19 protein-coding genes and 5 pseudogenes are annotated in these 25442 nt (G+C 43.6%); 7 read left to right on the plus strand and 17 right to left on the minus strand.

All coding sequences use genetic code 11. The features are described 5' to 3' along the window. Positions 1 to 178 precede the first annotated feature (178 nt). On the plus strand, positions 179 to 1549 hold the full coding sequence (locus tag AC0L66_RS10910; RefSeq protein WP_265676658.1) for an L-serine ammonia-lyase: 1371 nt from the start codon (positions 179 to 181) through the stop codon (positions 1547 to 1549). Positions 1550 to 1627: 78 nt separating this feature from the next. Here the strand turns inward: AC0L66_RS10910 and AC0L66_RS10915 are convergent. The 6 genes and pseudogenes from AC0L66_RS10915 to AC0L66_RS10940 all read right to left on the minus strand — a co-directional run bounded on the left by AC0L66_RS10915 (position 1628) and on the right by AC0L66_RS10940 (position 7768). Then, a pseudogene (locus AC0L66_RS10915) lies at positions 1628 to 3347 on the minus strand (ABC transporter substrate-binding protein). A gap of 247 nt (positions 3348 to 3594) precedes the next feature. After that, the gene (locus AC0L66_RS10920; protein WP_265676691.1) at positions 3595 to 3867 is read right to left on the minus strand and encodes a DUF2160 domain-containing protein; all 273 of its coding nucleotides are present in this window, start codon (positions 3865 to 3867) and stop codon (positions 3595 to 3597) included. A gap of 13 nt (positions 3868 to 3880) precedes the next feature. Continuing rightward, complete coding sequence (locus tag AC0L66_RS10925; RefSeq protein ID WP_473567299.1) at positions 3881 to 4699, minus strand: carbohydrate ABC transporter permease; 819 nt, start codon at positions 4697 to 4699, stop codon at positions 3881 to 3883. A gap of 11 nt (positions 4700 to 4710) precedes the next feature. Beyond that, positions 4711 to 5574 (minus strand): annotated as a pseudogene (locus AC0L66_RS10930) (carbohydrate ABC transporter permease). Further along, positions 5571 to 6674 (minus strand): ABC transporter ATP-binding protein, encoded by a 1104-nt coding sequence (locus tag AC0L66_RS10935; RefSeq protein WP_265676662.1) that lies wholly within the window; start codon positions 6672 to 6674, stop codon positions 5571 to 5573. The pseudogene AC0L66_RS10930 and the gene AC0L66_RS10935 overlap by 4 nt, the downstream one beginning before the upstream one ends. Before the next feature lie 2 nt (positions 6675 to 6676). Continuing rightward, complete coding sequence (locus tag AC0L66_RS10940; RefSeq protein ID WP_473567302.1) at positions 6677 to 7768, minus strand: ABC transporter ATP-binding protein; 1092 nt, start codon at positions 7766 to 7768, stop codon at positions 6677 to 6679. A 315-nt stretch (positions 7769 to 8083) separates the two neighbouring features. Between AC0L66_RS10940 and AC0L66_RS10945 the strand changes: the two genes are divergently transcribed. Further along, positions 8084 to 9928, plus strand: coding sequence for a sigma-54-dependent Fis family transcriptional regulator (locus AC0L66_RS10945; RefSeq protein ID WP_473567304.1), 1845 nt, complete (start codon positions 8084 to 8086; stop codon positions 9926 to 9928). A 70-nt stretch (positions 9929 to 9998) separates the two neighbouring features. Here AC0L66_RS10945 and AC0L66_RS10950 read toward each other — a convergent pair whose 3' ends face one another. The 4 genes and pseudogenes from AC0L66_RS10950 to AC0L66_RS10965 form a co-directional block, all read right to left on the minus strand. Next, positions 9999 to 11021 (minus strand): YcjF family protein, encoded by a 1023-nt coding sequence (locus AC0L66_RS10950; protein ID WP_473567306.1) that lies wholly within the window; start codon positions 11019 to 11021, stop codon positions 9999 to 10001. Further along, positions 11018 to 12392: pseudogene (locus AC0L66_RS10955) on the minus strand (YcjX family GTP-binding protein). The gene AC0L66_RS10950 and the pseudogene AC0L66_RS10955 overlap by 4 nt, the downstream one beginning before the upstream one ends. A 138-nt stretch (positions 12393 to 12530) precedes the next feature. Then, on the minus strand, positions 12531 to 12716 hold the full coding sequence (locus tag AC0L66_RS10960) for a hypothetical protein (RefSeq protein WP_250618127.1): 186 nt from the start codon (positions 12714 to 12716) through the stop codon (positions 12531 to 12533). A 93-nt stretch (positions 12717 to 12809) separates the two neighbouring features. Beyond that, positions 12810 to 14335: pseudogene (locus AC0L66_RS10965) on the minus strand (fumarate hydratase). A gap of 289 nt (positions 14336 to 14624) precedes the next feature. Here AC0L66_RS10965 and pabB point away from each other — a divergent pair. Next, positions 14625 to 15915 (plus strand): annotated as a pseudogene (gene pabB / locus AC0L66_RS10970) (aminodeoxychorismate synthase component I). A 35-nt stretch (positions 15916 to 15950) separates the two neighbouring features. Here pabB and AC0L66_RS10975 read toward each other — a convergent pair. The 6 genes from AC0L66_RS10975 to AC0L66_RS11000 form a co-directional block, all read right to left on the minus strand. Further along, positions 15951 to 17645 (minus strand): ATP-binding protein, encoded by a 1695-nt coding sequence (locus AC0L66_RS10975; RefSeq protein WP_473567308.1) that lies wholly within the window; start codon positions 17643 to 17645, stop codon positions 15951 to 15953. Between the two features lie 7 nt (positions 17646 to 17652). Further along, positions 17653 to 18192 (minus strand): heme NO-binding domain-containing protein, encoded by a 540-nt coding sequence (locus AC0L66_RS10980; protein ID WP_265676670.1) that lies wholly within the window; start codon positions 18190 to 18192, stop codon positions 17653 to 17655. Between the two features lie 124 nt (positions 18193 to 18316). Next, the gene (locus AC0L66_RS10985) at positions 18317 to 19297 is read right to left on the minus strand and encodes a hypothetical protein (protein WP_473567310.1); all 981 of its coding nucleotides are present in this window, start codon (positions 19295 to 19297) and stop codon (positions 18317 to 18319) included. A gap of 34 nt (positions 19298 to 19331) precedes the next feature. Continuing rightward, positions 19332 to 19712 carry a hypothetical protein gene (locus AC0L66_RS10990; RefSeq protein WP_473567312.1) on the minus strand — a complete coding sequence of 127 codons (381 nt, stop codon included), beginning with the start codon at positions 19710 to 19712 and terminating at the stop codon, positions 19332 to 19334. 60 nt (positions 19713 to 19772) lie between these two features. Further along, positions 19773 to 21365, minus strand: a complete 1593-nt coding sequence (locus AC0L66_RS10995) for an EAL domain-containing protein (RefSeq protein ID WP_473567314.1) — start codon at positions 21363 to 21365, stop codon at positions 19773 to 19775. Next, positions 21365 to 21745 carry a hypothetical protein gene (locus AC0L66_RS11000; RefSeq protein WP_473567316.1) on the minus strand — a complete coding sequence of 127 codons (381 nt, stop codon included), beginning with the start codon at positions 21743 to 21745 and terminating at the stop codon, positions 21365 to 21367. Before AC0L66_RS11000 ends, AC0L66_RS10995 begins: the two co-directional genes overlap by 1 nt. 340 nt (positions 21746 to 22085) lie before the next feature. Here AC0L66_RS11000 and AC0L66_RS11005 point away from each other — a divergent pair, with 340 nt between their 5' ends. Both AC0L66_RS11005 and AC0L66_RS11010 read left to right on the plus strand, forming a co-directional pair. Continuing rightward, entirely contained in the window at positions 22086 to 22463 is a 378-nt protein-coding gene (locus AC0L66_RS11005; RefSeq protein ID WP_473567318.1) for a hypothetical protein, read from the plus strand. Positions 22464 to 22561: 98 nt separating this feature from the next. After that, positions 22562 to 22924 carry a hypothetical protein gene (locus tag AC0L66_RS11010; RefSeq protein WP_473567320.1) on the plus strand — a complete coding sequence of 121 codons (363 nt, stop codon included), beginning with the start codon at positions 22562 to 22564 and terminating at the stop codon, positions 22922 to 22924. A gap of 225 nt (positions 22925 to 23149) precedes the next feature. On the opposite strand, the gene AC0L66_RS11015 is transcribed toward AC0L66_RS11010, so the two are convergent. Then, positions 23150 to 24034, minus strand: coding sequence for a sigma-70 family RNA polymerase sigma factor (locus AC0L66_RS11015; protein WP_473567322.1), 885 nt, complete (start codon positions 24032 to 24034; stop codon positions 23150 to 23152). Positions 24035 to 24367: 333 nt separating this feature from the next. On the opposite strand from AC0L66_RS11015, the gene AC0L66_RS11020 reads away from it, so the two are divergent. After that, complete coding sequence (locus AC0L66_RS11020; RefSeq protein ID WP_265676676.1) at positions 24368 to 24703, plus strand: Hpt domain-containing protein; 336 nt, start codon at positions 24368 to 24370, stop codon at positions 24701 to 24703. A gap of 6 nt (positions 24704 to 24709) precedes the next feature. Next, on the plus strand, positions 24710 to 25303 hold the full coding sequence (locus AC0L66_RS11025; protein WP_265676677.1) for a CoA pyrophosphatase: 594 nt from the start codon (positions 24710 to 24712) through the stop codon (positions 25301 to 25303). Positions 25304 to 25442: the final 139 nt, after the last annotated feature.

A 25442-nucleotide genomic window follows, 5' to 3' on the forward strand; every position in this document is an offset into this window, starting at 1 on the left:
ACCATATAAAACTGAACTCATTAGAAACAGCACATTCCATGCGACTTAAGGGCTCTGGCTAGAGGAAAATCAAACCGTTGCCAAAATTTACAAACAAATAATAATAAAATCCAAATTTTAACAATATAATAGAAAGGTCAATCGACGAATAGCTATAAGAAACAGTGAGACAGTCAATATGCTTTCAATTTTCGAAATCTACAAAATCGGCGTCGGCCCCTCAAGTTCCCATACCAATGGGCCTATGATCGCCGGATATGAATTTACTCAACTACTTACGTCTGCGCTAGACAGCGTCGATCGAATTCAAGTCGATTTATATGGTTCGCTTTCGCTCACTGGCATTGGTCATCATACCGACCGCGCAACTATCCTCGGATTATTGGGTAACAAACCTGACACTATTAAAATCACCAGTGCCAATGAAGCGATGCGCGCCGCGATTAAAGAAGGTAAGCTGGCGCTGTCTGGTGAACATAATATCAATTTCAACTTCAAGAAAGACATTATCTTCCACGAAGAGAACCTGCCATTACATGAAAATGGCATGACTATTTCAGCTTTTGATGCCGACGGAAACCGCCTGGCTTTCGAAACCTACTATTCCATTGGTGGCGGATTTATCGCGACCGAGGACGAACTAAAATTCGGCAAAAAAACCCAAACAACAGAGGTTGAGTTTCCGTTTTCTAGTGCGGATGAGATGCTTGAGAAAGCAGAGAAAAGTGGCATGAGCTTAGGCGGCTTCATTCTTCGTAATGAGGTGTCATTCACGAGTATGGAAGACATCGACGCCAAGGCAGAACAAATCTGGCGCGTCATGATGCGTTGCATGGAGCGTGGCTTTGAAACCGAAGGAATCTTAGACGGTGGCCTTAATGTCACTCGTCGTGCGCCGAATCTACTGAAAAAATTAGAAGCCAATGCGGCCATAGAAAATGACCCAATGGAAATCCTAGACTGGATTAACCTGTTTGCGTTTGCGGTAAGCGAAGAAAACGCGGCGGGTGGACAAGTGGTCACCTCCCCGACCAATGGTGCCGCGGGTGTAATTCCGGCGGTATTGATGTATTACCATCGCTTTATTAAAGAGCTCGACACAAAACAGTTGAAAGACTTTCTTGCCGTCTCTGGTGCTATCGGTATTTTGTACAAGACCAATGCCTCAATCTCTGGTGCTGAAGTGGGTTGTCAAGGCGAAGTCGGTGTTTCATCGTCCATGGCTGCTGCAGGCTTAACCGCGCTTCGTGGTGGCAGTAACGAGCAAATCTGTATTGCGGCGGAAATTGCCATGGAGCACTCACTTGGCATGACCTGTGACCCAATTGGCGGTTTGGTTCAAGTGCCATGTATCGAACGAAATGCGATGGGTGCAATGAAGGCAATTAACGCCTCTCGCATGGCACTAAAGCGCACCAGCAAATGCCTTATCTCGCTAGATAAAGTGATCGAGACGATGTACCAAACGGGAAAAGACATGCATAAGAAATATCGTGAAACGTCACAAGGGGGACTTGCGCTTATTCACCTTGCACCGCCGTGCGAGTAGTGTTTTGTTGACATAGGTAAAAATAAGAAAGGCGGCCCACAGCCTGGCCGCCTTTTTCAGAACATATTGTGAGTCATACTACTTAGCAATCAGATCTTGATACGCAATCGTCTTACCTTGTGGCTTCTCATTGGCCAATTTAGCTTTAGGAGATCCCGGTTGGGCTAACCAATATTCTCTGCCTTTTTTCTCATTGAGTTTAGGACCACACTCTCCCTGTACGCCGCTACGCTCTAAACGTTTGAGCACTTTATCTTGCGCTGCTGCGAGTCCATCTAACGCTTGCTGAGGCGTTTTCTCGCCACTTGCCGCTTCAGAAACATATTGCCACCAAAGTTGCGCCAGTTTCGGATAATCAGGAACGTTAGTTCCAGTAGGCGTCCATTGCTTGCGCGCATCGCTGCGATAGAACTCAACGAGACCACCTAGCTTCGGTGCAGCATCTGTCATGGCTTGTGAGTTAATATCCGACTCACGAATTGGCGTTAACCCCACTAATGTTTTCTTTAAGCTCACTGACTTCGACACCACAAACTGAGCATACAACCACGCCGCTTGACGGCGATCAAGTGGTGTACTGTTCAAGAACGTCCAAGAACCCGCATCTTGGTAGCCCAATTTCATCCCTTCTTCCCAGTATGGTCCTTTGGGAGAAGGTGCCATGCGCCATTTCGGTGTCCCATCTTCATTGACAACTGGTAGCCCTGGTTTGGTCATATCAGCCGTAAATGCAGTATACCAAAATATTTGCTGCGCGATGGACCCCTGAGCAGGTACTGGGCCAGCTTCACCGAAGGTCATACCTTGAGCTTCTGGTGGCGCGTACTGCTTCAGCCAATCTACGTATTTTGTCGTAGCATAAACGGCAGCAGGGCCATTGGTTGCGCCACCTCGAGCCACATCCGACCCAACAGGGCTACACCCTTCCAATCGAATACCCCACTCATCCACTGGTAAGCCATTAGGTAGCCCTTTGTCACCTGCCCCTGCCATTGAGAACCACGAGTCGGTAAAGCGCCAGCCTAATGATGGATCTTTTTTTCCATAATCCATGTGTCCGTATACGCGCTCCCCATCGATCATTTTAACTTTTTCACTGAAGAACTCAGCGATGTCTTCATAAGCAGACCAATTCAACGGCACTCCTAACTCATAGCCATATATCTCTTTGAATTTGGCTTTAAGATCATCGCGTTCAAACCAATCGGCACGGAACCAATAAAGGTTAGCAAATTGTTGATCCGGCAATTGATAGATTTTGCCATCGGGGCTCGGTAGTAAAGTCGATGCCAATAAAGTCAGGGAGATCGAGGTACGGGTTAGTCACACTTTTGCCTTCACCCGCAATAAAGTCCGAAATAGGAACCACTTTGCCATAGCGAACATGAGTACCAATCAAATCCGAATCATTAATATAACCATCATAGATATTTCGATCCGTTTGCATCTGGGTCTGCAATTTTTCGACCACATCCCCTTCCTGAATCAAGTCGTGATTAACCTTAATTCCGGTAATTTCATAGAAAGCCTTCGCCAGCACTTTCGCTTCATATTCATGGGTGGTGATCGTTTCTGAAGCAACATTAATTTCCATTCCTTGAAACGGTTTTGCAGCATCAATAAACCATTGCATTTCTTTAGTTTGCTCATCAGTACTTAGCGTTGATGGCGTAAACTCTTCATCCATCCACTTCTTCGCTGCCGCCATATCTGCATAAGCCTTTGGTGACAACGCCGCAAACATTAATGACAATGAGATGCACGTGGCGAGATAAGGTTTATTTATATCCTTTTTCATTATTATTTTACTCCGTTTTTGAGTGTTTACGTTACAACTTACTACGCAATTAATGGACACAGTTCCAATCACCTTTCTATAAACGTTGTGCCTGTGTCGGTTATTACAGCATTAGCAGCACCGTCAGTTGGCGATGCAGATAATTTCAGTTAAACTTATTTGTTAAAATATTCATTCCTATTGGTCATTAGCCATCTCATTTTTATCTAGACAATAACGAATGACTAATTTCATGAAATGAATTTATTCACCCCCATTTCAATACCGTGCTCAGCCACAAAATCGAAATTGAAAATGGAACCCAAATAGACAGTTCGGTTGCGCCGATAAATCCTAAATGAATATAAGCGGCGCTGAGTAGTCCAATAAAAAGCCTGTCTCCTCGAGTGGTACTGATCGGCAAAAATCCTTTTCTTTCAATACAGGGTGATTTCACTTCCAGTATTGTCATCGTTAATAGAATCGACGCTATCCCTAAAAAAAACATCGCTGATGGTGTTGTCCATGCCATCCAATTCATCATACTTCTCCTGTTAAACTCGACCCAATGCAAACCCTTTCGCCACATGGTTTCGTACAAACCAAATTACAAGTATTCCGGGTAAAATCGTTAGTACGCCAGCGGCAGCCAACACTCCCCAGTCAATGCCCGAAGCACTGACCGTTCTCGTCATAACAGCAGAGATTGGCTTTGCATCCACCGACGTTAATGTCCGAGCCAACAGCAGTTCGACCCAGCTAAACATAAAGCAGAAAAATGCCGTCACACCAATCCCAGAGCGAATCATTGGTAAGAATATTTTCGCGAAAAATTTGGGGAAACTATAGCCATCAATATAGGCGGTCTCATCAATTTCTCTTGGGACCCCAGACATGAAGCCTTCCAATATCCACACAGCAAGAGGGACATTAAATAAACAATGAGCTAGCGCTACTGCAATATGCGTGTCAAACAACCCTACCGAAGAATACAGCTGAAAGAAGGGCAACAAAAACACGGCAGGTGGTGCCATCCTGTTAGTTAAAAGCCAAAAGAATAAGTGCTTATCACCAATGAATTTATAACGTGAGAATGCATAGGCTGCAGGTAACGCGACGAGCAGTGTAATACACATATTCATCACTACGTAGATAACGGAATTCACATAACCCATATACCAAGTAGGGTCAGAAAATATCGTCGCGTAGTTGTTAAACGTCCACGCCTCTGGCCAAAAACTCAAACCACCCAATATTTCTTGATTTTCTTTGAATGACATATTAAGCAACCAATAGATCGGCAGCATTAAGCACACAATATAAAATGATAGCCCCACTATTTGTGTATATCGCGTATATTTAGATTTAGTCATTGTACCTTCCTTTATTTGTTTTCACCGTGCGTCATTGCGGTATAAAACAACCAACTGACCAGCAATATAATTAAGAAGTAAATAATAGAGAATGCCGCGGCGGGCCCAATATCAAATTGACCAATGGCCATCTGTGTGAGCGTTTGGCTTAGAAACGTCGTCGAGTTACCCGGCCCCCATCAAGTAAGAACAAACGGCTCGGTATAGATCATAAAACTGTCCATAAAGCGAATTAGGACACCGATAAGCAAGACGCTCTTCAGCTTAGGCAGTTGAATATAACGTATGATTGACCATGTTGACGCTCTATCGATATTGGCCGCTTGATAGTAAGCATCTGGAATGGCTCTTAGCCCCGAGTAACACAACAGCGCAATCAATGAAGTCCAGTGCCAAACGTCCATTAAGATAACCGTCAGCCATGCGTCAATAGGGTTACCCGCATAGTTGTAGTTAATCCCTAGGTTGTTGAGCGACCAACCTAACAGCCCAATATCAGCCCGTCCAAAGATCTGCCAAATGGTGCCCACCACATTGAGCGGAATCAACAACGGCACGGCGAGAATTATCAAACAAAATGCCGACCACTTCCCTTTTGTTGGCATCGTCAATGCCACAATAATTCCGAGCGGAACTTCAATCAATAACACCGTAAAGGTAAACCCGAACTGCCTCAATAGCGCCCCATGTAAGCGTTCATCATTGAGCATTTCACGGTACCACTCTGTACCAACAAAATACGCCGTATTAGCATCAAAAATATCCTGTAGTGAGTAGTTCACCACGGTCATTAAAGGAACAATGGCGCTAAAGGCCACCAAAACAAATACTGGGAGTACCAGAAACCAAGCCTTATTGTTCGTTACTTTATTCATTGGTTTTCTCCTACCTTCACCAAATATTCGTTCACGTACAACATGGTCCATTGCTCTGGAAAACTGATGTAAGCAATGTCTTTCGGGACCAACTGATCTTCTTGAAGACGTGCTTTTATTTGCTGCGTTCCAAGCTTAAGTGTCAGAATTTTATACGTACCTAAATCTTCAACATGCTCCACACGAGAGACCAGCGCACTCGGTGTTTCCTTTTCCCATACGTGTACAAATTCGGGCCGAATGCCGATCTTAATGTTGTCGCTGGCCGTTTCGGCAATAACCTCTCGGAATCCTTTTGATAGCGGTATCTCAACATTGTCAAATGACACGCCATGCTGTGTTGGCTCTACCGACATCAAGTTCATGCCTGGGCTACCAATAAAATAGCCAACAAACGTGTGGTTAGGTCGCTCAAACAAGTCCCTTGGCGTCCCAAATTGCACGATTTTTCCGTCGTACATCACTGCGATTTCATCAGCGAATGTCGAAGCTTCTAATTGATCGTGTGTTACATAGACCATGGTGATGTTGAACTGTTGATGGATCTGCTTGAGCTTACGACGCAGCTTCCATTTTAATTGCGGGTCGATCACGGTGAGAGGTTCGTCGAACAAAATCGCGGACACATCATCACGTACCAGGCCTCGTCCCATTGATACTTTTTGCTTTTCATCCGCCGTTAAGTGCTGCGCTTTTTTTGACAACACATTTGTTAGCTCAAGAATGTCTGCAATTTCCGTAACCTTAGAGTGAATTTTGGCCTTGTGAACCTTCATATTCTTCAGCGGAAAGGCCAAATTTTCATAGACGGTCATGGTGTCGTAGATAACTGGGAACTGAAAAACCTGAGCAATATTTCTATCTTGTGGGCGCAATTCATTGACTTTTAGGTCATCAAACAAGACTTCCCCCTGTGAAGGGCTCATCAATCCGGAGATGATGTTTAGAAGCGTGGATTTACCGCAACCAGACGGCCCCAGTAGCGCATAAGCTCCCCCTTTCTTCCAAACATGATTCATTTCTTGAATGGCATAGGTCGAATTAGCATCTGGCGATTTATCGTAGGTATGAGCGAGTGATTTGAGCGTAATTTGCACCATGGTTATCGTCCTCGCACATCATTGATAGGCGCATGAATGAGCTTCTCATCCATGCCGAATACGTAGAATTTGTGAATGGGAATATAGATCTTGATCGTTTCATCCACTTCATAGCTGTGCACCCCAGCCAAATGAAGCACTAAATCAAAATGCATGTTACGCACGTGTAAAAAAGTTTCAGAGCCACTAATCTCAGCCACTTCAACTTGAACCGTCAGCTCAACATCATCATCATTTTTCGGCAATAAACTGAGATGACTCGGTCTGATACCAAAGTTGTAGCGATCTTTAGGTAACTGGCTAAGCGACTGGTTAAGCGCAAAATGGGCGCTCTGATCAAACGTAACTTCACTGTCCGTCACATCTCCAGGCAATAAGTTTATGGGAGGCTCACTAAACAACGTGGCGGAGACGATGTTATCTGGTTGATGGTAGACCTGCGGTGTGATGCCGGTTTGTACGACACTTCCTTCATGCAATATTGTGGTCGTCCCGCCTAATGCAAGCGCTTCATTAGGTTCTGTTGTGGCATAAATGGCAATGGTGTGGCGCGTCTTGAATAACTCTCTCATTTCCTGTCGCAACTCTTCACGCAACTTATAGTCCAAGTTGACAAGCGGCTCATCAAACAAAATGATTTCTGCGTCTTTAACCAACGCCCGCGCCATCGCAGTACGTTGCTGCTGGCCACCCGATAGTGCTAAGGGATGTTTGTTTAAGTGCTCAGTAATACGCAGCATCTCAGCGGTCGCATAAACGCGCTCTTGAATATCTTTCTTTGGCGTTCCGGCTAATCGTAGCGGTGAGGCGATATTTTCGAATACCGTTAAATTGGGGTAGTTAATAAATTGCTGATAGACCATAGAGATGTTTCTGTCGCGAACTGACACCCCAGTGACATCCACACCGTTCACCTCAATTCTTCCCGACGTGGGTTGATCCAAACCCGCAATAAGACGCATTAGCGAAGTTTTTCCTGCTAACGTACGTCCCAACAGAACATTAAACGACCCGGGTTCAAACGTAAGGTTGATATTGGAGATATGAGTTTCTCCATCAACAATTTTGCTTACCTGCTCAAGTGTTAGCGACACGAGTAACTCCTACATTCCCAAACAATAACTTTCGATATTGCTCAATAATGCGAGAGTTGTGCCAACAAATTAAATTAGTAACATAAATATTACATTTGTAGATACAAGCCATTGAAGAGTAATAGAATAAATTACTAAGACACTGTTGTTACTCAAATTTACCCACTGTTTATTTTCTTGATCCAAGTAACAATTGTTAACATTTTGTGTTCAGAGTGTTCACTGGAATGATATGTTGTTTGAGCAATTAGTGAACATTTTTGTTCGCATACGAACCTTTAGTGTTTCCACTCTAAAAATGGCGTAAGTAATGGCATGGACAATATTCACAAAACAATCATAGAGAAATCATGGCGACGATGCCGCGAAGCGGGGCTTTCCCATTCCAGTACGCCCATCATTGAAATGACAACCGGGCAGCCTTTTTCGCACATTGAAGAACAAAGTGCCAGTTTGATTCATACCACTCAGCAAAAAGTGCTGCCGTTTTATGACAGTCTGCTCGCCAACAGCAATTGCTTGATCTCGCTCGCCAACCCTCAAGGTCAAGTACTCAACAGCTGGGGGGAACAACATTTTTTTAGTCGTCAGCAACCGAATGTCTTTAAAAATGGCGTACACTGGAAAGAAAGTCTAATAGGAACAAATGCAATAGGAACGGCGTTACAAACAGGCTCTGTTGTGCAAGTTTTTAGAGATGAGCATTTTCTCGCGTCCAATCGCTTTATGGCAGGATCGGCCGCGCCGTTATTTGATGCCGATCGTCGGCTCACCGGGGTATTGTCCATTTCAAGTGATGCGTATATGCCGACAGCCCATACATTAGGTATGGTCAAACTGATGTCTCAAGCCATCGAAAACCAGCTCATTGCCAGCCGCTTCCAACATGAGCACTACTTATTTTGGTTCAATTCATCCCCCGACAATATTGATAGTCAATGGTCTTCATTACTTGTGTTCAACGAGGATGGCATTATCGTTTCAGCGAATCGCAGAGCCGAAGTCGTATTAGGTAAAAACCTTGCCCTGCAGCGATTTGAGCAAATTTTTGATGCTAAACTGAATCATGTCATGTCACATCCTGCTTTTACGCCGTTTCCGGTCTCATCGCTGAGTCAATCTCGGGTGTTCGCCATTGTGCTTCCTCCTACGCAGCCAAAAGCTCGACGACTTGATTACCGAACCAGCACTCCTACACCACCACAAACGACCACCGATGCGCCTCTTGATCTCGCTGGAATCAATATGGGCGATCCCCGATTGGCTAAAGCAATCAGTCAGGCAAGCCGAATTCTGCATACTGACATTCCGATATTGATTCATGGGGAGACAGGCGTTGGTAAAGAGGTGTTTGTGAATGCCCTCCATCAGTCCAGCGCACGAAAAAATGCACCTTTGATTGCGGTTAACTGCGCAGCGATACCCTCTGAACTGGTGGAGTCTGAATTATTTGGGTACGAAAAAGGGGCATTTACTGGCGCGCATACGCAAGGCTATATTGGTCTTATTAGAAAAGCCGACAAAGGCACATTGTTTCTAGATGAGCTCGGTGATATGCCGATGAATGTCCAAGCGAGGTTATTACGGGTCTTGCAAGAAAGACAGGTCACACCTTTAGGTTCCACGTCTTCTTACCCAGTTGATTTTAAACTTGTTTCGGCAACCAACCGTCATCTTAAACTGGATGTGGACCAAGGTACTTTTCGACAAGATTTATACTATCGAGTCACCGGGTTAAATATCACCATCCCACCATTGAGAGAACGCACTGACAAAGAAGCCGTGATCGCCTTCCTACTGCGCAGGTACTCGCTCTCTGAGTCCTTACCCCGCTTAAGTTTTGATGTATTGGCACTATTTAAAGCACATCCATGGCCCGGCAATATACGACAAATGGTGAGTGTGATTCAGATTGCAGTGGCGATGTCAGATACTGATACCATTACGATAGAGCACCTTCCCGATGATTTTTTAAGTGATTTGGAGCCGTCTCTCATCTCTTCTCCTGAACGTATTATTCCGCAAACACTAGACAGCCCGCCTGATGATTGGCTATCAGTGTATGAGGCGCAAGGGCGGAACATTTCCGCGACGGCAAAGGTTTTAAACGTCAGTAGGAATACTATGTATAAGCGGTTACGCGAACACGGTATTCGTTAACGATCCCCCAAATTGGGCTCAGGGGATCCATTAGATTTGTGGCAGTGTTACTACCAAAGAGATAGGTTCACTATGATGTGAGTTTTTCTTTTAGACGAGATATCACAGAGGTTTTAATAGTACTCAACCTTGGTTTGTCTTGTTCTGGAAACGGTATTGGCCGCATTAACGCCATCGTTTTAAGCCCTAATCGAGCCGTGATCAACCCCACACCAATGCCTTGTCCCGCCCTAGCTGAGAGCTTCTCTGCGATATTTAACGACAAAAGATCAGCACTCGATTCAATCGCAAGCTCACTCGCACCAGCCAGTGCAATATTCACTAGCACCAATTTAAACAGCTTTAAACGAGACCAATAACCCAACTCGACGCCATAAACCGCAGATAACTGATCAATCATTCTAAAGTTTCGCCATGCTATCAATAACATGTCGGCAATGGCCAATGGGCTTAACGCCACCAATAATGCCGCTTCTCCCGATAACTTAGAGACGGTTGTCAGCGCTTGTTTGTCCTGTTCCTTTATCACCATAGATTGATACATGTTGAGTATTTCAGCATCGCTATGTGCACTATGAACACTGTTTTTCCAACGGTCAAACGCTGGGTGCTCTGGTTGAATACCCGCTTCTTGAGCCAGTTGCTGGCAGAAGGCTTGTCCTTGTCCCACACCATCATTGTCAATAATTGCTTCTGCTTGTTCTTGAGCAGAGAAATGATCTTTCAGTTTTCTAAGTTTGTACAACTCTTTGCCGAAAGCTCCAATTCCTAAAGCGGCGATGGCTGTCACTAACCCAGACCAGCCCAGCGATAGCCAGTCACCGGTATTGATTGCAGTTACGACATTATCAACTGCTTGCCAACCAACGAGCCCAGTAAATACGATCAGCAATGAGCTTGCCAACCATCCTTTCTTACCGCTCCCTTTGACGACTTGTTCTAATTCTTTATCTTCCAAGTCATCGGATAGTTCCGGAACCGAAGGAACAAAGGTGTCTTGTGCCTCAAATAACGCCTGACTATTCACCTCTAAAGACTTATCAAGTGTCGGTTCATCTTCGGCGAAAACTTTCCGCCCTTTTATGTCATTCATCGAAGTTTATCTCCAATTAAATACTGCAATGCTTTATCTATTCGTATATGGCGACAAGGGGTATCCGGGTCGTGCTCAAGAGGCCTAAATGCCGTAAATTCAAATCGATTATTTTGCCAATACTCTGGTTTTGGCAGCTTTGCTGGTACATCCCCCGGATAAAGCGTCATCGGGTCGCCTGCCAATGTTGTCCCTCGCAGTGCTGGCATATTTTCGGTACTTTTCCCGACAAACCCCGCCTCTGTCGCGAGGATGGACGCCACACTCATACAACTCATGTCGATGTTTTCAAAGGCCGTTTCTTGCCAAGCGGGATGAACCATCTGCTGCAACAAACTGACTAAGTTATTATGCTGCTCGGGTGTGACATGATCAGCTTTCGTGGCAGCAAACAAGATTTTGTCAATTCGAGACGAAAACACACGACGAAGCAAATTGCTCTGTCCATAGCGAAAGCTCTTCATAATTTGTTGCAACGCACCTTTCATATCGTGAAAGGCTTCTGAACTTGCCATGAGAGGCTGCAGGCAATCCACCAGCACAATCTGACGATCAAAGGTAGAAAAGTGGTTCTTATAGAACTGTTTCACTACTTTGGTTTGATACTCTTCATAACGACGTTTGAGCATGGCATAACCACTTGTCTTTACCACTTTCTCTGACGGCGCATGACAAGGAAAAAACTGCAATACTGGTGCACCTTTTAACTCACCCGGCAGAACAAAACGTCCTGGTTGTACCCAATGAAGTCCGCGTGCTTTGCACGTGTATAAGTATTGAGTAAAGCTATCAGCAATGTCAGCGATGACCTTTTCGTTCTCTTCGCCATTCGCGTCAAACTGATCAAGCGTTGTCAGCCAATCTTGCGCACATTCACGACGAATCCCAGTAAGATTGTCAAACTGTAGCTCACTCCACTGCTCAAACGTAAGATCGAGTAACGGTAGGTCTAGTAACCACTCGCCAGGATAATCAATAACATCAATATAAAGTGTCGATGTTTTGCTCACTAGCCGTTTTGCCCCTTTAGCGGGCTTGTACTTAACCGCTAAACGTATCTCACTCACATCACGTGTTGGCTCCGGCCAACTAGGCGGCGTCGAGAGCAATTGACTCACAGCCTCGTCATAAGCGAAGCGAGGAACCATTAAGTTAGATTGAGGGACACGCTTTGCGCCGATCAATCGTCCGTCTCGCGCGCAATCAAGTAACGGCAAATTGTCATGAGTCGACGTGTGAAGTAATTGGTTAACTAACGAAGTAATGAACGCGGTTTTCCCCGCGCGAGACAAACCGAGTAACCGCAACTCTTACATGAGAGTCCATACTGCGGTGTAAAAGATCGGATACTTCTTGACCTATTCGGCTCATTCAACGAACTCCAAATAAATAACGAGGTGACAGTATGTACTATACGAGATTAACGAAACATGAACAAAAAACCCCTGAAATTATTCAGAGGTTTTCGTCATAGTCAGAGGTTTTAATAAAAAAAGCGTAGGATTTCGCTTAATCGTCTTCGATCAATTTGTAGATAACGAAGAGTGCAATTTCAAGAAGCGCAGTCAATACACAGACCATCGTTACATACTTCTCATTGAAGATGCTGACACCATGAAAGATCAGATCGTAGCCAACAAAAAAACCGACGATGAGCAGTACTGCAATTTGTAATATTTGTATAAATCGAGGCATTCGCGCGCTCTCCTTCGTTATTTTTTCAGTATACTGCTGAATTATAGATAAAAAAGAGAATATGTCTGCACATACCCTCTTATTATTTTCCGTCTATGATGCGCTTTCAGCCTCAGCAATTTTCACTTTCCAAGTATTTGGTCCAATTTGGTGAGCATTCGCCCCTGTTGAGTCAACCGCAACCGTGACCTAAGCATATCTTCAACTTCAAACTCATAAATCGCTTCCATACCGAGATCTTCAAACGCCACAACACGAGCTTTCTTAATCGCTTTAGCGACGAGATATGCAGCACCACCCACCGCCATTAGATACACCGCTTTGTGCTCTTTAATGGATTGAACGGTCGCTCGGTCCACGTTCTGCTTTACCAATCATTCCCATGATGCCAGTGTCATTGAGCATCATATCGGTAAACTTATCCATACGCGTCGAAGTCGTCGGTCCTGCCGGACCAACAGCTTCATCACCCACGGCATCAACAGGACCAACGTAGTAAATGAATTTGCCTTTAAAGTCCACGCCTGCAGGTAAACCTTCACCACTTTCTAACATCCCTTGAATGCGCTTATGCGCCGCGTCGCGACCCGTCAGAATTTTGCCAGAAAGCAGAACCGTTTCGCCGGTTTTCCATTCTTGAACGTCTTCTTTTGTTACGTCATCGAGGTTCACACGACGCGTATTCGCGCCCGCTTCCCAAGTAATATCCGGCCACTCTTCCAATTTAGGTGGCGTAAGTTCAGCAGGACCACTTCCATCAAGAGTAAAATGGACATGACGCGTTGCGGCACAATTGGGGATAAGACAGACGGGCTTGGAAGCGGCATGCGTCGGCGCGGTTTTGATTTTCACATCAACAACCGTCGTCAATCCGCCTAAGCCTTGAGCACCAATACCAAGTTTATTCACACGGTTAAAAATATCGAGTCGAAGTTCTTCTTCTGCGTTTTCGGCACCTTTATCAATAAGCTCTTGAATATCGATATGCTCCATCAGCGATTCTTTGGCTAGTACCGCCGCTTTTTCTGCGGTACCACCAATCCCTATTCCAAGCATACCCGGAGGACACCAACCTGCGCCCATTGTCGGCAAGGTTTTTTCTACCCACTCCGCAACGTCATCTGATGGGTTTAGCATCACCATTTTCGTTTTGTTCTCTGAACCGCCGCCTTTCGCCGCAATCTGAATTTCTACTTTATCACCTGGTACCATATTAATGTGTACTACTGCGGGTGTGTTGTCTTTGGTATTAATTCGCTTACCTAGGCAGGATCGGCGAGCACTGAAGCGCGCAACGGGTTATCTGGATTCGTATAAGCTTGTCGCACCCCTTCATCGACCATCTGTTGGACGGTAAGATCTGACTCCCATTGGACATTCATACCAATGTTAACAAAACACGTCACAATACCCGTATCTTGGCAAATTGGTCGATGACCTTCCGCAGACATTCGAGAGTTGATCAAAATCTGTGCAATCGCATCTTTTGCCGCTTGGCTCTCTTCTTTTTGATACGCTTTGTCCAACGCCTGAACAAAATCGAGAGGGTGATAGTACGAGATGTACTGCAATGCATCAGCGACACTACTGATTACGTCTTCTTTACGAATAATCGCCATTGAATACCTCTTTATTCTAATTGCTTCCTGTAAGACGGACTTCTAATAAACTATTTCCTTGTTTATAACAGGCTAAACCCCATTAAATTCAAGGATAAATGTCCAACTTTTTATTGTGAAAATATGATACTCTTGCTTTCCTCTATGCGCCACGTGTGCGACAACGTTTCTGTCACAATTTACACAAATGAATACAAAAGAACTGCAACCTATTCAATTCCTTGACGTTCCTTATCAAGAAGATCTTGCCAAACACTACTTTGCCGCGATTGAAGCTCAGCCTTGGTCGATGTTGCTTAAATCTTCATCTTTGAATCATGAAAATGGCCGATTTGATATTCTCGTCAGTAATCCAATAGCCACATTAGTCACTCACGATTCAACAACCACATTGACGCATGATGCAGTGATAGACCCTAGCCACTCAAGACAAGAAACCATTGTTAGCCACAGTCAGCAAGACCCCTTTCTCTTAGTTGAAAGCGCCATTCAAGACCATATTGGTCCGATAAATTACGATTCAAAATGGCCGTTTCTAGGGGGGCACTAGGCTACTTTGCCTATGACCTAGGACGACGAGTTGAAGACCTTCCTGAATTGTCACGTCATGATATTCATGCGCCAGATATGGCGGTAGGCATTTACGACTGGGCTCTGATTGTCGATCATCAAGACAAAGAAGCGGTCGTCATTGGTCGTCACGCCAATGAGAAACTTAAGTGGCTGCAAGCTCAGAAAACAGCACCAATTGCGCCGTTTACGCGAACATCGGACTGGCTGACCAACATGTGCCACACTGATTACGCAACTAAATTTTCAGCGGTTCAGCAATACCTGCAAGCGGGAGATTGCTACCAAATTAACCTCGCTCAACGCTGGCAAGCCGATTATCAAGGTAGTGAGTGGCAAGCTTTCCTGAAACTTGACCAACAAAACCAAGCCCCTTTTAGCGCTTTTATTCGTCTAGACGACATTGCTGTATTGAGCGTATCGCCAGAGCGTTTCTTACAGGTTAACGACAAACAAATTGAGACGAAACCAATCAAAGGAACACGTCCACGCAGCCTTGATTCAAAGCAAGACCAAGCGAATGCGGTTGAGTTAGTAAATGCAGAAAAGGACCAAGCCGAGAACTTGATGATCGTCGATTTACTTCGCAATGATATTGGTCGCGTTGCCAAACCAGGTAGCGTCAAAGTACCCAAGCTGTTTGCTATTGAGAGCTTTCCCGCCGTTCACCACTTAGTCAGTACGATTACCGCGACGCTAGATGACAGGTTCAACGCCATTGACCTATTAAGAGCGAGCTTTCCCGGGGGTCAATTACCGGTGCGCCTAAAATTCGGGCCATGGAAATAATTGAAGAATTGGAACCTCACCGTCGGCATATATACTGCGGCAGTATTGGCTATATCAGCGCTCATGGCGTCATGGATACGAGTATTACGATTAGAACGTTAGCAGCCTATGAAGGTAAACTTCACGCTTGGGCGGGGGGCGGAATTGTTGCCGATAGTCAATGCGAAGCAGAGTATCAAGAGACCTTTGATAAGCTAGCTAAAATCCTACCTATCCTGTAACCCCACTTTATTCGGCCACTGTCTTCTATATTCAATTAAGCTAAGTTAGGGTTCCATTTCGTCAGCGTTTTTACGAGATCTTTTGCGGTATAGGGTTTGGACAAAATATCGTCCATCCCTACATCAAAGCATGTTTGCCTTTCTTCCCTTGTCGTGCCAGCAGTCAATGCCACGATAGGGTTTTGATACTGCTCGGCACGCAATATTCGGGTAGCCTCAAATCCATCCATGACTGGCATACGGCAGTCCATAAAAATAAGGTCATACTGACGCTTTCTTGCACAGTCAACCGCTTCAACACCATTCACGGCCACATCATGGGAAATCGCCAATTTACTTAGCATCTTCGTAATAATGACTTGATTAAGCTTAATATCATCAACAACCAGCACTTTCATTGTTGATAAATCAAAGGATGCTGACGCTCCGTTCTCTACTCTTTGCGAATGGATTTCAGCCGTTTCAACGTTAAGCGGCAAAACCACTTTAAAGACCGTACCAACCCCTAATTCACTGCTCAGGGAGATGCTGCCACCCATTAATTCGACTAAACGTTTACAAATCGCCAGACCCAAGCCCGTTCCTTCATAGTTTCTTGAGCTCGAACGATCGGCTTGAGTAAACGGCTGAAACAATTTTTCTTGAGCAGAGTCACTAATCCCAATACCAGTATCAGAAATACGGAACACGTAGTTCCCATTTTCTTCTTCAATGTTCAAGTGGACATGCCCACGATCGGTGAACTTAACCGCATTTCCTAGCAGATTAACCAGAACCTGAGTCAAGCGCTCCTGATCGGCACATATGATTTTGTCATCTAAGCATTGTGCGTCGATACTAAAGTTCAGTTGTTTCTCTGTTGTTTTGTGATCAAAAATACTTTTCAGCATACTGTCGATATTGTACCAACGAAATTCAGAATCAATCAGCTCTAACATCCCGGCATTAATCTTACTGAAATCGAGAAGGTCATTAATAATGGTGCGCAGCATCAAGCCTGATTGGCTTAGGTTTTGGTGCAGGTCTTTTTGCGAGTCAGTAAGCTTGGTATCGGCTAATAGCTCAACACTGCCTAACAAGCCATTAAGTGGCGTTCTAAGCTCATGGTTTATCATCGCCAAAAACTCTCGAGTCGCTCGCTCAGACGCTTCTGCTCGCTCTTTCGATTCAACTAAGCGAAGGGTGATCAGATTACGATAAATTGAACTTGATAGTAACTCACCAACCAAGGACATTTGGCTATGAACAAAGCCCATATCGACTGAGGATTGAGGCACGATCAAATTAATTGAACCAATTTGTTTTTGCTCCACCTCGATTGGGATACTCGTGTTGATATGCGCATCCCCTTCCAGTATGACTCTAGGAAGACCTGAGACATAAGAAGGTAACTTTAATGAAGGTAAAGTATCAGGGGCTAACGTAATAGAACATTCTATACTTTCAGAGATTTCATCCAGTTGCTTGACCACATCGAGCAGTAATACATCATCAATATTCGTTCGCAAAAACAACCGACCAAAGTAAATCAATATTTTTTCAACGCGCTGCTGTAACTCTATACGTTTAAAGCTCGCTTCTGAGCGCTGCTCGACTTGCTTAAGTGCCACTTCAAGTTTCTGATTGGCATAGAACAACTCAAGGCTTTTTTCTTCCAATAACTTCTCAGCGGCCTGACGGGCAGCCTTTTCACGCTTTAGTTTTCTTTCGATTGCTGCTTGACTAGGCATAGGGTTCTCAAGATAGCGTCAAATGAAAGCGAACCACACTATTGTCGTCTGTTTGTGGGACCATATTAACCTCTATTGTTTCACCAAAATGATTCGCACATCCTTCGATCAAACCCAAGCAAACGTGCGACATGCATCGTGCGCTCTCATAATCCATCACCATTTCGGATTCATTTTCACTAATAAAATGAAACTTCGGCGGCTGTGCGTCGGCATACAACTTTTTCACTTCCACATGAATATAGTTTTCTACATGGCGAATAAATTGAAACGTAGAGTCACTGTTATTGATCCCTGCATTATTAGGTAATGACCGTAACAACGCATTAAAGACGGTTTGACCGAAAACCTGTTGCAATGTTGCGGGATCAATATTGGTTTTTTTACTTAGATTCACAATGAGTTTCACCAAATCTCTATGGTCATAACTGCCCACCGAGGTATATATCCCCTCATCCCCTGACATTTCGAGGACATCATCCAAAACATCCAAACCAAACTTTTCTTCAACCAACTCCATGAACTCAGTAAAGATAATTCCTTTCATCTACGTTCTCCTTGCTTGCCGTTTGAATGTGTCACTATTATTCTTCCACAGTAAAAGTATTAGAAGAATATCACGATAAATCAATACTATTGACGTAAGTAATAACGTTGTTCACTGGTACGAGTTAGATTGTTATGGAAGAAAAACCAATCGAGCCATCATCAAAGCTCACAGTCAAATTTAAACTAATTTGGTCAGCCGATTCACTCGTCCACACTGAACAAAAGTTGGTACTATTTGCGGTAATAAGAGCCTGGTGACAACTCAAATCAACGTCTCGAATTTTCTTGGATGTGCGTTGACTCACTAATTGTTCAATTTCACGTCGACAGACTTGCCAATGATTTTCTTCCTGCCTTTTTACACAGTTTTGGTAAACGAGATTAGGCATAAAAATCAGTTCAAAGGACAATAAGGCGTCCGACTCACAAGAGTAAGATGGCCTGACCGAGATTTTTTCACGTCCTGTTCCATTATTAGGAATGGTGAGTCTAAAAATATCAGTACACGATTTCTGTACTGCAAGCCTGTCGGAATAATCTAAATTAACCGTATCGCCATCAACATTTGGTGTTGCAATTGCACTCCGTAGATCAGACTTATTAATTTCAATTGCACACCACTTTTTCATTGTATGACTCAGTCTGGCAATATTGCTGTCATTCTCACCCGGTATAGCAACGCCAACCCCAACCATATCTACCGCATCTGAAATATTATATAAAAGCAGATCGGGAACCTTTCCAACCAAGTTAGCGTAATTTATTTCAAATGCGCCGCTTGGTTGTGGTTCGAATATCGCCCCCTGAACCAAAGAATACAACGCCTCAACAAACAAAATGGGACTCGCCAACTGGTCGGTATTTTCTAACAATTGCCGTTGCTCAAACGTACAGCGACTGGCCGATGATGGAAATAGCAATCGCTGCGGGATAACGGTTGAAAACAAGGTAACGTCAACCACGAGCCTTTGCTGAATTAGTGTTTTCTGGGTTACGTTAAACAAGGACACATCGAGTATGCAACGTCGAGGCGTTATACCTCGGTCCGCATAATCTTGCATTACAACACAATACTGCGCGGTTTGTTTAACCGTATAACCCAAAGACGGGCTCGATACCGTCATAATACGCAAATGGTCACTGACTGATACTGAGTACTCCTAACGCATCAGCAAACTGCCGCTTAGATATAAATACCGAATGATCACTTAATATTGAATAAGAAAATGTCGGTTTTTGGGAGTTTATACGACTAAATTGCTCGGGAACGTGTCTATGAACACGATGAATAAGGTGGCAGTCGACACCGATAACAACGCCCTCTACCATACAACGTAAGTGAATCTCGCCAGTAAACCCATCGGTAGGAATGAAGCCATATATCCCATGGCCAAAGTCTTTTAATACTCCACCTGAGTGCTCACATACAACAAGCTCCGGAGATAGCTGGTTTAATGCAATGCTCTCAGAAAATAAATACTGCTCGGTAAACACAAACATGCCGCAGGGAAGTTGCACTATCGTCCTGGTATCTGCCGCATTCTCAAAGGGGGCGATATCGATTCAAAGTATGTCATATCAGCACATGACCCTCTCTGTAGAGTTAGAGAGTAATCCCTTCACCTGATGCGGCGTCATCGGACGATAAAACAAATAGCCCTGAATGTAGTCAATACCAATATTTGTTAGTACTTCTAACTCAGCTTCGGTTTCAACACCTTCCGCCACCACTTTAATATTCAAATCATGTGATAACTGCGCTAACATTTTTACCGCGAAGTATTTCTGCTTACTATCCTGAATGTTTGAAATGAATTTTTTATCAATTTTCAATTCATCAAAGTCGAAATCACTAAAGTAAGAAAATGATGCATTTCCCGTACCAAAATCGTCCACCGCTATTTTGACACCCGATGACCGAATGGTTTCTATTAATGTTTCGTTTTTACTGTTATTGGTAAAATAGGACGTTTCGGTTATTTCAATTGTGACGAGACCATTATCAATCAACGACGAATTGATCAGCTCAAAAATATCATAGAGATGTTCAGAATACTCTCCTGACTCTGCAAGTGAACAGTTTAGAGAGATCGACACGGCTTCAGCTCTTGTTGCTTGAATCTTTAGCAATTCCTCTATCGCTCGCTCAGCAACTATAAGGTCAAGCTCTGAAATGAGCTTTAGCTCTTCCGCTAAGTAAATCACCTCCTGAACGGTATAATTTATACCTTCAAACCTAAACCGACATAACGCTTCCAATTTGGCCACTTTTCCTGTCGACAAATCTACAATAGGCTGAAAGTTAACATCAATGTCCTTATCTCTAATCGCGTCAATTAACAAGCGCTCTAAGTGCCGCCTTCTAATATTCGCTTTGATCAACGTTTCATCATAAAAGTTAATATTGCTCGTTCCTACTTCATGGGCATACATTGCTTGCAATGACTGTGAGATCACTTCATCGACACTATCTTTATTCCCTCCATGAAGGGCTACCCCGATTTTCCCTTCAGAGATATCTTTAATTAAGTGGTCCTCTAAATACGCCCTAAGACCAGCAAAAAACTGCCCAACGCTGGTGTTTATCGTAAGTAAGTTCTGCCCATCGGTATTTCTAGTCCTAATTAGGACTAGAAATGTATTATTGCCTAAATAACCAAAGCTCTCTTTATTATGAAAATCACTCAGTGCGAGTAACACTTTGTCACGTGATGCCTGTTCAAGACCAGAATAAAAACTGGGTTGAAAAGCCAATACTACAAACTTATCGGTACGGTGAGATAAATCCTGCGCTTTTTTACGAAAAGACATTTCATCAAGTACACGTTTGGAGATGTCCATACCATCGCTGGACATCGAGCTGCGACCTCGAAGATCAAAGTCAGTACGAAACGTATAGATGTACAAACTCTGAGAATTGACTAATTGAATTTGTCGCACATTCACCATTTCGAGCATCGTTTTATTGTCTTTAGACCGTGTCGCCATTGCACCTTGCCATTTATCAGAGCAAGTAATGGCTTGTTTGAATGCTTCAATATGCGCACGATTTTGATGGAATAAACTAATGTCGGTGATGTTGTGTCCCAGCATCGTAATGGCGGAGACTGAATGTTGCTGACACAGCGTTTCATTCACAAAGATAACGTCATGGTTATGGTTTGCGATCATCACTCCCCCATTCGTTCATCGAGTAGCTGCTCAATAAGAGTGAGTACACTAATGGAGTCGATTGCCTTTGAAAGTACGGTGGCACAACCCTTAATCTTGCCATCAAGTACCAGATAAACTTCAAACTTGACGATCATTACATCCGCTTCCGCAGTTCGTAGCGCTACCGATGTGGCTTCCGGTTTGCCACTGAACTCTACATTTCGGATTAGGCTCTGCAATTGATTGATTGTCTCTAATGAGGGGGCTTGTACGTGGTCACGAATGCCATCGAGCGACAGTAGCTTCTGCCAAAATGCCGCCGTCGATATGACATACGCCATATCGGACAGTGCTTCGGTCCAGAATATTTTTCCTTTACTCTTTGTGCTTGCTACCATGACGTCTCTCTTATAAAACGTTATATATTATAATGTTGTGTCAAACGCACTGTATAAAATCTGATAGATAAAAACTATTGTATGAGAACAGTGTTGCATCAAGTCGAATAAGCCTACTTTCAAACTAGGAAAAATGCGTAAAAAATCAAGCCAAGCCCACTCAACTTCCTATTTGAGTTCCCTAATGACCGAGAGGGGTAAGAGCTCTTGATGTCAGAGATTCAACCGACTGTGTGACGTTCATCTCGTTCCTTTAACAAAATTCTACTTTATCAATAACTCACTTGAATCAATCAAAAACACTCCTAGTTTAGTGATATCCCAAGCTTAACGAGAACGTGTGATGAACTATATTTATGTGTCTGATATATATGACGATCATTATATTTCTTCCCCTCCTTTGAGGCGCTTAAGTGAAAAAGAGGTGCCGGAAGAAGAGATTGAGATTAGGGATATCTTGTTATGTTGGTACGAAACAGGGTTTTTACCACTTCAGCATTCAAGACAATTGCCATCAGAGTTTCTTGATAGCAAAATGACATTTGAACGACTAACCCGTACACTAAATAGACTAATGAAATGCAAAGCGTATTTTTTTGCCGTAAAACGCGTTATTTCAATGTGGAATAGTGATTCACTTGAGTGTCGATATCTTACCTACTTGCTCCACAAGCACTCACAAGATTCACAGCTCGTTGGTGATTGCTTTCTTCCATAAATTGACGTGGCGCTTTTGTGAGACAACTCATTAATGACTAGGATATCAACAGAGATATTGTGCTGAGCGTGTTAATATCGTGTTAAAAGGTCAACCATATGATTTTTATGTATAAGTTCGTTACCGACAAACTGGACACTCAATATATCCAATTCCCTCCAACTGACCGTGAATTGGATCACGCAGACATCCCTCTTGAAGAAATAGAGATGAGAGAAATGCTGTCCGCGTGGTATGACACGGCCTATCTACCTTTAGTCACCGCAAACAGCCTGGGAGACAGTAACCAACAAGAAAGTGCTCGCTTAAAGAAAGTAGAGACCACATTGTTGTTTGTACTGAAAAATAGAGTTTATCGAGCAGCATTCGAGCGTATCTTAACGACGATGACAGCATCAACAAGTCGAGAGCGCCTGTTAAGATTACTAGCCGATTCAAAAGGACGTTACTCAGTACAGTAATAACGACGAAGAACGAGGTGACGGGTGTTAGCTAACATGTTTATTGACTGGGGTGCAGGCACTTAAAGACGATTCCTACGGGCGTGCAGCTGCCATAAATAAACGGGTTTTTCTGCAAAGTATGCATTTTTAGTGAAGCGTTTGGGGGACGGCTCGGTCTACGCCAACGTTCATACCACCCTCGCCGTATCACGACTCCCCGCTGAAACTATAGGCTCATTACCTTTAGTTAATCCAACCATCAAACTTGAGTTTAGTTTGAAGCTTTGCCACCCCTTCTTGCTGCAGTTGTCGTACTCGCTCTTTCGACAACCCATATTTTTCACCGAGTGCTTCTAAAGTAAGGATTTCTTTGCCAAACAAGCCAAAACGATGAATGACAATATCCTTATATTTGTCTGGTAGTGTCATGATGACTTGCTCTAGGTTATTCAGTAATTTTTCATCATAACAGACCTCATAAGGCTCAGGTATTGCCTCTGATCGACAGTTATCCAGTGACAAATACGCTTTATCGATAGTATCTACTGAAGAGCTAGACTCGATAAAACCACTCATATGAATCAATTCACTAATGTGATTTTGCGACTTGTCTGCTTTGGCCGCAATTTCTTTCACTGAAGGTGCGCGCTTTAAATCGGCGCTCATTTTATTGGTCTGTTTAGATAAACGATTTATTTCTTTAATGACATGAACAGGTAATCGAACCGTTCTCCCGGTATTCATCAAAGAAGACTCGATACTTTCACGTATCCACCACACGGCGTACGTACTAAAACGAAACCCTTTATCAGGGTCAAATTTGTCTACCGCCTTCATCAGCCCTAGATTCCCTTCTTCAATCAGATCTAAGATTGTATGATTACTCAGCCCTCGCTTGGTGTAACCCCTGGCTATTTTTACGACAAGTCTTAAATTAGATTCAATCAGCACATCCCTTGCGGACTTTTCACCACTTCGAGCCAATGTTGCATAATGAAATTCTTGCTCGGGTGTAAGTAAGTCAATCCCCACAACATCACTGATGTACTTCGAGTAAAAGTCGGTACTTTTTTCGGTATAGTCCTTGTTTGTATCTCTTAGACTTGAGCCTTCTATCCGTGTACCCATCACATGCTCCTTATTGCATTCTCCGACATCAAAGCAACGATCACGTTTGTTAATTATTTGTAAGAATCGCCGCACAAATAAGCATAGGCAGGTTTATTCCATGCATCAAAGTTTAATACCAAAGAATAAGCAAATTAGCGATAAAACTAGTAGTAAAGTATTAGATTCTCGCCCTGGAAAACTAACGAGTTTAGATGAGGGTTGATTTTAAGAAACCAATGCAGTTTCTATTTTCATTTTCTTGTGAGCTGTACTATTTTGTAACTGTATGAAGTTGAAAAGTAAACGTTAACCAGAGTAAAACTACCCATAGAATCGTAGAAGGATCTTAGAATGATTGATTTCGAAGTATTACGCAGCTACATGGATAATGACGAAGACATCATCGCTGCAGTGTTTATGGCATTTATGGAAGAACATGAAAATGGCGCAGAAACGGTCCAACACCTTTACCAAACACAAAATTGGGGGGAACTCTTTATCACCGCTCATTCTTTAAAAGGTATCTTAGCGAGCTTTGGTGAGACCAAAGCTGTTGATAAACTAGAGGCGATTGAAGGAACAACTCGTAACAACCAGTCCCCTAATGTTGAAGACATAAACTTTGTTATTGAAGAAATGCAGGTGATAAAAAACCAAATTAATGAATATTTAGCGTCAGTATCGTAAGTCACAATGACTAGGCTTGAATTCCTACAACGCTTTCAACTTCATCAACTGTCCGACTACCACCCGGAATCAAAGCAGCGTTCAGCCCACTTGCAACATGTATCACTGCGGTCTGCTAGTGTGCTCATCGGCCTCGTTGAGCGACAAGGGCGATTACAGGTCATTTTGACTAAAAGAGCCGCTCACCTTAAGCACCATCCGGGTCAAATTAGCTTTCCCGGTGGAAAAGTAGAGCCTAGCGATCCCAATGCACATTTTACAGCTCTTAGAGAAGCAGAAGAAGAAATAGGCCTTCGCTATGATGAAGTAAACATCATCGGTCATTTGCCCGATCTTCTCACTATCAGCCGCTTCCAAGTGACACCCGTTATTGCCTTTGTCGATCCGAACTATCAACCTAAACTGGATAAAAATGAGGTCGACTACCTTTTTGAAGTGCCATTAGAATTTCTTGCTCATACCGCTAACATGGCAACACATCGTTTTAACATCGATGGAAAGAATCATCGTGTTCTCGCGATCCCTTATCAATCCCACTTCATATGGGGAGTGACCGCGCAAATTATTCAAAGTTTACAAACTCAACTCTCGCAACAATAGCGTTACCCCATGCAACAATAGCCGCACAATCCCGCAATAAAAAGCAATCGTTTACGCAATATCGGATTAGATTAACTAATGCCATAGATAGGTAATCTAATCTGTAGCACAGAAAAAACGTGAGCCAACTAACGAATTC

It is taken from the genome of Vibrio sp. GJ43-1, assembly GCF_055808835.1.